Annotated in this window: 7 protein-coding genes; 2 read left to right on the forward strand and 5 right to left on the reverse strand. The window is 63.8% G+C overall.

Going from position 1 to position 9,910, the window contains the following annotated elements:
* Positions 1-121: 121 nt before the first annotated feature.
* The 4 genes from ACIQUI_RS06575 to pgm form a co-directional block, all read right to left on the reverse strand.
* Entirely contained in the window at positions 122-2,527 is a 2,406-nt protein-coding gene (locus ACIQUI_RS06575) for a TonB-dependent siderophore receptor (RefSeq protein WP_403196171.1), read from the reverse strand.
* A gap of 66 nt (positions 2,528-2,593) precedes the next feature.
* Positions 2,594-3,538: a FecR domain-containing protein gene (locus ACIQUI_RS06580; protein WP_403196174.1), complete on the reverse strand. Its 945-nt coding sequence runs from the start codon at positions 3,536-3,538 to the stop codon at positions 2,594-2,596.
* A complete protein-coding gene (locus tag ACIQUI_RS06585) occupies positions 3,535-4,047 on the reverse strand; it encodes a sigma-70 family RNA polymerase sigma factor (protein ID WP_403196177.1) in 513 nt (170 codons plus the stop codon). Before ACIQUI_RS06585 ends, ACIQUI_RS06580 begins: the two co-directional genes overlap by 4 nt.
* 433 nt (positions 4,048-4,480) lie before the next feature.
* On the reverse strand, positions 4,481-6,118 hold the full coding sequence (pgm, locus tag ACIQUI_RS06590) for a phosphoglucomutase (alpha-D-glucose-1,6-bisphosphate-dependent) (protein ID WP_403196180.1): 1,638 nt from the start codon (positions 6,116-6,118) through the stop codon (positions 4,481-4,483).
* Between the two features lie 300 nt (positions 6,119-6,418).
* Between pgm and ACIQUI_RS06595 the strand changes: the two genes are divergently transcribed.
* Positions 6,419-7,066, forward strand: a complete 648-nt coding sequence (locus tag ACIQUI_RS06595) for a DUF1345 domain-containing protein (RefSeq protein WP_403196183.1) — start codon at positions 6,419-6,421, stop codon at positions 7,064-7,066.
* Between the two features lie 273 nt (positions 7,067-7,339).
* The gene (locus ACIQUI_RS06600) at positions 7,340-7,600 is read left to right on the forward strand and encodes a DUF1652 domain-containing protein (protein ID WP_403196184.1); all 261 of its coding nucleotides are present in this window, start codon (positions 7,340-7,342) and stop codon (positions 7,598-7,600) included.
* Here ACIQUI_RS06600 and ACIQUI_RS06605 read toward each other — a convergent pair.
* The gene (locus ACIQUI_RS06605) at positions 7,597-9,684 is read right to left on the reverse strand and encodes a putative bifunctional diguanylate cyclase/phosphodiesterase (protein ID WP_403196188.1); all 2,088 of its coding nucleotides are present in this window, start codon (positions 9,682-9,684) and stop codon (positions 7,597-7,599) included. The genes ACIQUI_RS06600 and ACIQUI_RS06605 overlap by 4 nt on opposite strands.
* Between the last annotated feature and the right edge of the window lie 226 nt (positions 9,685-9,910).

Below are 9,910 nucleotides of genomic sequence, written 5' to 3' on the forward strand. Positions count from 1 at the left end.
ACGCGCCCCTGTGGGAGCGGGCATGCCCGCGAACACCGGCGGAGCCGGTGCCATCCACCGAGTCGCCTGATTCGCGGGCACGCCCGCTCCCACAGGGTATGCAGAAGGCTTGCGGGACGGCTTAGAAGCCAACGGTTGCCGAGAGCAGATAGGTACGCGGCGTGGACAGGGTCAACCCCGGCTCACTGTCATCCGAGGCCCCCGCCGAACTCCAGTAACGATCATCCAGCACGTTCTCCACACTGGCCCGCAAGGTCACCTCGGTGGCATCCACCTTGAACGCATAACGCGCCCCCACGTCGTACCGCTCCCAGCCATCGATCTGCTTGCTGTTGTTCTGGTCCAGGTACTGCGAGCTGGAATGAATACCCCGCGCCGTCAGGGTCAGGCCATGCACGCCCGGCACGTCCCATTCGGCACCGAGGTTGACGTTGTATTCGGGTGTGGCCGGTGCGCGGTTGCCGTCAAAAGCGCCACCCACGGTGTCGGTCAGTTCGCTATCGATGTACATCAGCCCACCCAGCACACGCACGCCCTGCACGGGTTCACCGAACACGCTCAACTCGATACCGCGGTTGTCACGCTTGCCATTGGGGCCGAACACCCGCGAGGTGGCGTTGGTCTCGTAGGCCGGCTGGCGAATGCGGAAGGCACTGGCAGTAAAGGCCACCTTGCCCAGGTCATATTTGGCCCCTACCTCGACCTGGCGGCTGGTGAACGGTGGGAAGATCTGGTCTTCGTTGATCGACGTCGAAGGCGCGATCTTGCCCTGGCTCAGGCCTTCCATGTAGTTGGCGTAAAGCGACAGCTGGTCGGTAACCTTGAGCAGCACACCGCCCGAGGGCGAGACCTTCTCTTCGTCGTAGGCCGTGTCACCTTTGACGCCGTCGCTCCAGTCGTCCACCTGCACGCGTTGCCAGCGTGCGCCCAGGGTCAGGAGCAGGCGGTCATCGAAAAAGCCGAGGGTGTCGGCCAGGGCCACACCGGAGAAGCGGTTCTCCGTGTAGACCTTGGGGTCGATGCGGGTAGGCGTACCCGGGGTCGGTGTGACCACCGGGTTGTAGAGGTTGCTGGGCGCCGAAGCATAGCGGGCGCCGCCGTTGGTGAAGTCCATGTAGAAGTAGGTGGCCGCCAGGTTCAGCTCATGGCTGACCGGCCCGGTATGGAACCAGTTGCGCAGGCCGGCCATGGCGGTGCGCACCGACTCATCGCGGGTAAAGTCGCGCGGCTGCACGGTAAAGTCACCGGCATCGTTGACGATGGAGACGTTGTGCCGCAGGAAGTCATGGTTGCTTTTGCGCGCACCGACCGCACCGTAGGCCAGCAGCGATTCGCTGATGTCGTACTCGGCATGCAGTGCACCAAACGTGTCGTTGGTGCGCGCCTTGCTCCAGGCCTGGGCATAGTTGTGGCGAACGTCGTTGGCATCCGGCACCTTGGCGTTGGCGCCGATCAGCACGCGTTCCTGCGGGGCATCGGTGTCACGCTCGGTGTGGCCGAGGTCCGCCGACAGGCGCAGGCGATCGCTGCGAAAGTCCAGGCCCAGCACTGCCATTTCACGCTCGACACGCTGGTGGTCCCATTCGGTATCGCCGGCCTGCTTCACGCCATTGAAGCGCACGCCAAACTGTTGGCCATCGCCAAACCGCCGGCCAACATCCACCGCCCCGCCCGCCTGGCCAGCCGAGGCATAGCTGCCGGTGAACTCGGTGATTGGCTTGTCGCCAGCGCGCTTGGGCTGCACATTGATTCCGCCGCCCACGCTGCCACGCGGCGAAATGCCGTTGATCAACTGGCTGGGGCCTTTGATGATATCGACCCGGTCGGCCATTTCCATGTCGATCGAGTAGGTCGGCAAGATGCCGTACAAACCGTTGTAGGCCACATCACTGTTGAACAGGCTGAAGCCGCGAATGGTGAATTGCTCGAAGCGCCCGCCTGCCGGATTGGTGGCCCGAACCGAAGGGTCGGTGGCGATCAGCTCGCCCAAGGTTCGCGCCTGCTGGTTCTTCACCAGTTCGCTGGTGTAGCTGGTGATGCTGAACGGGGTTTCCATGAAGTCACGCGAGCCCAGCAGGCCTTGCGCGCCCTGCCGAGCCACCTGGCCGCCAGCATACGGCTGCGTTTCGTTGCTTGCGGCCAGCCCGCCAACGATGCTGGTGGGGGCGATTTCCAAAGCGCCACCGGCCTCGGCTGCTGGCATCAGGGTGAAGGCGCCCTCACCGACCGGCAGCAACTGCAGGCCGCTGCCGCGTAGCAGCTGCATGAAACCTTCTTCGACACTGTAGCTACCAGAAAGGCCATTACTCTGCCGGCCCTGGACCAGTGCCGGGTCCAGCGAAAGGCTGACGCCGGCCTGGTCGGCAAACCGGGTGAGCACAGCGCCCAGGCTGGCGGCCGGCACCTGGTAGGCACGCCGCACCGGCTCATCAGCCCAGGCGGGTGCAGACAACAACAGGCTCATGGCGAACAACGGACGCACTGCGCGCACCAGTGGGCGCAGGCGGCGAGACGTTACTACTGACATTGAACAAGGCTCCCCTTTATTTTCTTCTACCGGTAATGACCGGCGAGTGAAAAAAAGGGGACAGCCTCAAGCACGCTTTTCTCGTGACGCCAGGCTGACCCAGTAGCGCGTGCGTGCGTGCACCTGCAACGGCAGGCTGGCAGCGAGCAATTCAAGAATCCGGTCGGTATCGTCAAGGCGGAAAGTGCCAGTCACCCGCAGGCGCTCCAGTTCCGGCGCCCAGCGCAGCACGCCGGGGCGGTACCTGCGCAGTTCGTGCAACAGGTCGCCCAAGGGGCGGTCATCCAGCCGCAACACGCCCTCACGCCAGCCCAGGCGCCATTCATCCAGGCCTGTCACCGGGCCCACGCCTGCCACCTGCAGGTTGGCTTGTTGCCCGGCGTGCAGCACGTGTGCCGGGCCGCGCAGTGGCTGCAGGCTGGCAACCCCATCGGCCACCGATACCCGGCAGGCCTGATCGACCAGCCGCAGGCACACTTCACCCCCGCCGACCGCCACCTGGCCATAAGGCACCTGCAACATCAGGTTGAGGTTGGCGGGCACCTTCACCGCCACTTCGCCGCGAAGCAATGTCAGGCGACGTGCATTCATGTCGATATCCACCGCACTGTCGGTGTTCAGCTGCACGAATGTGCCATCGCTCAACAGCACTTGCCGACGCTCACCTACCGAGGTGCGCATGTCGGCGGTCCAGGCCTCCAGCGGCAGCTCCCGGCTGACCAGCCAGGCCGTGGGCAACAGCACAGCGATACCCAGGGTTTGCTTGAGCAGCGCGCGGCGGCCGGTATCCGGGCGGTCCAGGGTGGCCATGGCCAGCGCGCCGGGTAGCGCGGTAAAACGCTGACGCAGCAATGATGCCTTCTGCCATGCGTCTTCGTGCAGGCTGCTGCTGGCCCGCCATTTCGCCAGGCGCAGCAAGTCGCTCTCACTGGCGTCACCAGCGTCCAGCAGCGCCAGCCAACGGGCGGCAGCACGCACGGCTTCGCGGGTTTCAGGGGAGTGGTTGGTCATTGCAACTCGGCCAGCAGGCAATGTTCGTATGCCTGCGCCATGTAGCGTTTTACCGAACGCTCGCAAACGCCCAGGCGCTTGCCGATTTCGGCGTAACCCAGGCCTTCAAGCTGGCTCCAGAGAAAGGCCTTGCGTACCGGCGCCTTGAGGCCATCGAGCAATTCGTCGAGTGCTTGCAGGGTTTCCAGCAATATCCAGCGTTTTTCTGGCGAGGGCACATGCTGCTCGGGCAAGCTGGCCAAAGCGTCGAGGTAAGCCTGTTCCAGGCTGCGCCGTTGGTGGAAGTTGCTGAGCAGGCGTTTGCCGACTGTCAGCAGGTAGGCCCTTGGCTCGCGAATGTCAGCCAGGGGTTGGGCACTGGCCAGTACCCGTAGGAACGTATCCTGGCTGAGGTCGGCGGCATCCCAGGCATTGCCCAGGCGCCGACGTAGCCAGGTTTCGAGCCAGCCGCGATGCTCCCGGTACAGGGCAGGCAGGCTAGGCTCCGTTGGCGGCGCGGCGTCGATCATGAGGAGGCCCTGCGGAGTAAATAGGATTAATTCTAATTTACATCGCATTGCACCACTAAATGGAATGTGGTGTCGAGGGGCTTGGCTCGAATCCTGTGGTGCTGGTGAGATCGAGCGCCGCCCGCGCGGCGCTTCGCGGGGCAAGTCGGATCGCCGCACCGCCGCTCCCACATTTGTTGCAACGTGCCACACCTGTCAGGCCATGGTTGTCAGCTTTGTTGGCTCGACTCGATTTCCCGGTGGGCGCTGCCGCCGCCCCACCCGTCTCAAGACATGCGCCAAGGCGGACAACGCCGATCCCACAGGCATGGCCACGTTGCAACAAATGTGGGAGCGGCGGTGCGGCGATCCGACTTGCCCCGCGAAGCGCCGCGCGGGCGGCGCTCGATCTCACTCACGACACAAAGCCCAAGCCAGGCACTTCACGCCTTAATCAGGCAATCGCCGCATCCACCAGCACTTGCGCTTCCTGTACCAGGCGTTGCAGGTGCGCTTCGTCGATGAAGCTTTCGGCGTAGATCTTGTAGATGTCTTCGGTACCCGATGGGCGCGCAGCGAACCAGCCATTGGCGGTCATCACCTTCAGCCCGCCAATCGCCTGGCCGTTGCCCGGCGCGTGGCTTAGGATCTGCACGATCGGCTCGCCGGCCAGTTCGGTCGACTTGACCTGCTCTGGTGCCAGCTTGCTCAGCAACGCCTTCTGGCGTACATCGGCCTTGGCCTCGACGCGGGTGGCGAACGGCTTGCCCAGCGCCTCGGTCAGGTCGGCATAGGCCTGGCTCGGGTTGCGCCCGGTACGGGCAGTCATTTCGGCAGCCAGCAAGGCCGGGATCAAACCGTCCTTGTCGGTGGCCCAGACCGAGCCATCGCGGCGCAGGAACGACGCACCGGCACTCTCTTCGCCACCAAAGCCGAGCGTACCGTCGAACAACCCTTGGGCGAAGAACTTGAAGCCCACTGGCACTTCGTACAACTCACGGCCCAGGCGCTGGGTGACGCGGTCGATCATGCCGCTGGACACCACGGTCTTGCCCACGGCGGCGTCGCTGCGCCACTGCGGACGGTGGCGGTACAGGTAGTCGATGGCCACGGCCAGGTAGTTGTTCGGCTGCAGCAGGCCGTCGGCGGTCACGATACCGTGGCGGTCGTGGTCCGGGTCGCAGGCGAAGGCCACGTCGAAACGCTCGCGCAAGCCGATCAGGCCCTGCATGGCGTAGGGCGAGGACGGGTCCATGCGGATCTGGCCGTCCCAGTCGACGGTCATGAAGCGGAAGGTGGGGTCGACCTCGGTGTTCACCACTTCCAGGTCCAGCTTGTAGTGTTCGGCAATGGCCGACCAGTAGCGCACCCCTGCCCCGCCCAGCGGATCGACGCCCAGGCGCAGCTTGGCGTTGCGGATGACGTCGAAGTCGATGACGTTTTCCAGGTCTGCCACGTAGCTGCTGACGTAGTCGTGGCGCTGGGTGGTCGGGGCTTGCAGCGCCTGGGCATGGTCCATGCGCTTCACGCCCGCAAGGTTGGCTGCCAGCAACTCGTTGGCCTTGGCCTCGACCCATTTGGTCACGTCGCTGTCGGCCGGGCCGCCATTGGGTGGGTTGTACTTGAAACCACCGCTTTGCGGCGGGTTGTGCGACGGGGTGATGACGATGCCATCGGCCAGGCCCTGCTCACGACCACGGTTGTAACAGAGGATGGCGTGGGACACGGCTGGCGTCGGCGTGTATTCGTCGTCCTTGGACAGCCTGACCTGCACACCGTTGGCCGCCAGCACTTCGAGGGCACTGGCAGTGGCCGGGGCCGACAGGGCGTGGGTGTCGGCACCGATGAACAACGGGCCATCGATGCCCTTTTCCTGGCGGTACAGGCAGATGGCCTGGGTGATGGCCAGCACGTGGTATTCGTTGAAACTCAATTCAAGCGAAGTGCCCCGGTGCCCCGAGGTGCCGAAGGCCACCCGCTGGGCCGCCACGGCAGCGTCTGGGCGGCCGGTGTAGTAGGCGGTGAGCAGTCGGGGAATATCGACCAGCACGCTGGCCGGAGCCGGCTTGCCTGCCAAAGGACTGAGCGTCATGCAAAAACCTCGAGTTCAACAGATGTTGGTGTTGGAGCATGCAGTGTACTGAGAGTTGCAATGCCGTGCGATGGGCGACATCAAAGAAAACAACAGCCCACATGGCCCGCTTTGACAGGGATAGCTCCCTTGATGAAAAACCTGAGTCTTGCGCGACCCCTGTGGGAGCGGGCGAGCCCGTGCCAATCACCGTGGTGCCTGCTTCGCGGGCTCGCCCGCTCCCACAATGGACGGCGTATACCGCTCATGTGTCCTGTCACAGTCTAGAGTGGTAGCCATACCCACCGAAAAAGAGGCCCCATGGCTTTCCACCGCCTGACCCATACCCACCCCCGCCTTAGCCTCGCCACCGCAACCGGCCTGCTCGGCGCCTGGCTGATCCCCGCCGGTGACCCCGTGCAGCACATTCTCGCTGGCTGGAACCTGGGCGTATGGCTGTACTTGCTGCTGGTGCTGTACCTGAGCTGGCAAGCGGGCCCGGAAAAGGTCCGCAAGGTTGCCCGCGTCGAAGACGAGAACGCTGGCGTGGTCTTGCTAACGGTGTGCATCGCCGCCATCGCCAGCCTCGCCGCGGTCACCCTGCAACTTGTGTCCAGCCGGGGCCTGCAAGGCTCGGCACTGGCCCTGCATTACCTCTATACCGGCCTGACCGTGGCGGGCTCCTGGCTACTGATCGGCTGCATCTTCAGCCTGCATTACGCCCGCCTGTTCTACACCGGGCAAAACCACGAACCACCGCTGCGCTTCGCCGATGGCGAGCGCAACCCGGACTATTGGGACTTTCACTACTTCTCGTTCACCATCAGCGTGGCGGTGCAAACGTCCGACGTGGGGGTTGCCGGGCGAGCATTGCGGCGGGTGGTACTGGCCCACTCGCTGGTGGGCTTCGTGTTCAATACGGCGATTCTTGGATTCACCATCAATATCGCCGCCGGGTTGCTGGGCTGAGTACACCGCTCGTCTGAAAACGCGTGCGCCGAACGCCACTGAAAACGGACTGAACGTAGCGGAAAACCAGCGCAATCGTGCCCGGAAAACGTTTGCCCTGCCGGCTCCGGCCACAGGGGCATCGTGACAAGTATGTGACCTCTGTCATGCATTGGTACATTTGTCGTATTTGCAACCGAGAATCGCGCGTGGCAACTGCTATGTTTACATTCCCGGTGGCGCATACGCGCAGCCAACCGATCACCGCGTCCAGGCACGGACAAGGAGGCTGGCATGAACAAGATGACGTTTCCCAACGCCTGCCAGGTGATGCGTTGGCATTTCCATCCGCTGGGCTTCGAGGCCATCATGGATGCGCCCCGCAGCATGGTCGCCCGGCTGTTCGACCGCGCCACTGGCGAAACGCTGCTGGCCATCGCCGGTATCCCTTGCATGGCCATCATGGCGGCAGCCGACGTTGAGCGCATCATCGAAGCCGTCGAAGCGGAAATGGATGCGTTCATCCCCGCCGTCACTTTGCGCGACGCCGTTTAACCCGCCGCAGTCTCTTGCTGACGCAATGCCTGCAACTTGCCCATGAACTGTTCAGCCGGTGCTGGCTGGCCCAGCAGGTAACCTTGCAGCGAATCACACCCCAGACGGGTCAGGAAATCCTGCTGCCTGTCGGTCTCCACGCCTTCAGCAACGATGCGCAGGCCCAGCGCCTGGCCCAGGGCGACAATGGCTGAGACAATCGCCGCATCGTCACTGTCCTGTTCCAGGTCACGCACAAAGCCGCGGTCGATCTTCAACTCGTTGGCGGGCAGGCGCTTGAGGTACATCAAGCTGGAATAGCCGGTGCCAAAGTCGTCGATGGACAGGTCCACGCCCATGTCGGACAGCCGTTGCAGCACGGTAAGGCTGGCATCGGCGTCATGCATGGCTGTGGTTTCGGTAATTTCCAGGGTCAGGCAGTTGGCTGGCAGGCCGTGCTGCTGCAGGGCCCTGGCCACACTATCGACCAGCCCGGCATGGCAGAACTGGATGGCCGACAGGTTCACGGCCATGCGCCAGCCTTGATGCCCTTGATCCAGCCACTGGCGCATCTGCCGGCAGGCTTCGTCCAGCACCCACTCGCCGATCGGGATGATCAAACCGGTCTTCTCCGCCAGGCCGATGAAACGGTCGGGCAGCAACAGCCCCTGCTGCGGATGCTCCCAGCGCAGCAAGGCTTCGGCACCAATAGGCTGGCATGCCTGGGCGTCGAACTTGGGCTGGTAGTGCAAGCGGAACTGGCGTTGCTCCAGTGCCTGGCGCAGGTCTTGCAAAAGCTGCAATTGCTGGCGAGCGTTACTGTTCATCGACACATCGAAGAAGCTGTAGCCGTTCTTGCCGGCGCTCTTGGCGTGGTACATGGCGGCGTCGGCATTGCGCAGCAGCTCGTGCTGGTCCTGGCCGTTGCCGGGGTACAGGACGATACCCAGGCTCGCGGACAGTTGCAGGTCGTGCTCGGCTACCCGGAATGGCCGTGACACCAGGTTCACCTGCTTCACCGCCACATCCATGGCATCGTCAGGCTCCTGCAACTCCACCAACAGCACGAACTCGTCGCCACCGATGCGCGCCAGGGTGTCCTGGCTGTGCAGGTGGCCGCGCAGGCGCGCGGCCACGGCCTTGAGCAGCAGGTCGCCGATATGGTGGCCGAAGGCGTCGTTGACCGGCTTGAAGCCGTCCAGGTCGATGAACATCAAGGCGAAGCAACCACCCTGCTCCGCCACCTTGGCGATGGCCTGCTCGATACGATCGGCCAGCAAGGTACGGTTGGGCAGGTCGGTGAGCGTGTCGTGCAGTGCCAGCTGGGTAAGCTCCTGGTTGGCCAGGGTCAGCGAACGGGCCAGCTCGGCGGTGCGTGCCTCCAGGCGAGCGTCCAGCACCGAGGTCAGCAACGCCACGGCCAGCACCGCCAGGGTGGTGATCAGCACCAGGTAGACCAGGCTATCGCCTTGCAATCCACCGCCCAGCGCACCACAGAAGCTACCTTCGGGGAAATTCGCCGCCGCCATGCCGGTGTAGTGCATGCCGACGATGGCAAACCCCATCACCACTGCCGCCAGGCCGCGGATCTGCCGCACGTAGGGGGTATGCTTGCGCAGGCGGAAGGCAATCCACAGTGCCGCCGCAGAAGCACCCACGGCAATCAGCAGCGAAGCGCCGAACAGCGTGGGGTCATAGTCGATACCTGGCAGCATGCGCAGCGCGGCCATGCCGGTGTAGTGCATGCAGGCGATGCCGGCGCCCATGATCAGCGCGCCAAAGCCCAGTTGCAGAAACGGCAGGCTCGGCTGGCTCACCAGCCACAGGGCAAAGCCCGAGGACAGCACGGCGATCAGCAGCGAGAACGCGGTAAGCGCCAGGTCATAGCCAAGGTCGATGGGCAGGCTGAAGGCGAGCATGCCGATGAAGTGCATCGACCACACGCCAATGCCCATGGCCAGCGCGCCTCCCCCCATCCACAGATAGGCAGCCCGGCCCTTGGCCGTGGCAATGCGGCCGGTCAGATCAAGGGCGGTATAGGACGCCAGGATCGCCACGCACAGCGAAATCAACACCAGCGAAGAGGAGTAGCTACCGGTCAGCATTGGGAATTCCAGCGACGGGACAGGGGGCCCGGCAAAAGCTGACGATTGTACTCAAGCTTTGGCGAAACGCACGGGGTTTTTGCGAATGGGAATGGATCCAATACCTGGACAGCTATTGGCCTACACGCGGTCCTTGTAATCGATGGACTCGCCCCCGCCGAGGCATCACAGTGCCACGGTGGCGTTCAAAGAAGCCAACGGCAGCGAGGGCGAGACCATGAAAAAG

This window comes from Pseudomonas sp. NPDC090592 (genome assembly GCF_044769185.1).
Classification (GTDB): domain Bacteria; phylum Pseudomonadota; class Gammaproteobacteria; order Pseudomonadales; family Pseudomonadaceae; genus Aquipseudomonas.

What these genes read in the sequence shown, in the direction of transcription:
- pgm (WP_403196180.1), bottom strand. Translation starts at nt 6,118, where the DNA reads ATGACGCTCAGTCCTTTGGCAGGCAAGCCGGCTCCGGCCAGCGTGCTG.
- ACIQUI_RS06580 (WP_403196174.1), bottom strand. Translation starts at nt 3,538, where the DNA reads ATGACCAACCACTCCCCTGAAACCCGCGAAGCCGTGCGTGCTGCCGCC.
- ACIQUI_RS06575 (WP_403196171.1), bottom strand. Translation starts at nt 2,527, where the DNA reads ATGTCAGTAGTAACGTCTCGCCGCCTGCGCCCACTGGTGCGCGCAGTG.
- ACIQUI_RS06600 (WP_403196184.1), top strand. Translation starts at nt 7,340, where the DNA reads ATGAACAAGATGACGTTTCCCAACGCCTGCCAGGTGATGCGTTGGCAT.
- ACIQUI_RS06585 (WP_403196177.1), bottom strand. Translation starts at nt 4,047, where the DNA reads ATGATCGACGCCGCGCCGCCAACGGAGCCTAGCCTGCCTGCCCTGTAC.
- ACIQUI_RS06595 (WP_403196183.1), top strand. Translation starts at nt 6,419, where the DNA reads ATGGCTTTCCACCGCCTGACCCATACCCACCCCCGCCTTAGCCTCGCC.
- ACIQUI_RS06605 (WP_403196188.1), bottom strand. Translation starts at nt 9,684, where the DNA reads ATGCTGACCGGTAGCTACTCCTCTTCGCTGGTGTTGATTTCGCTGTGC.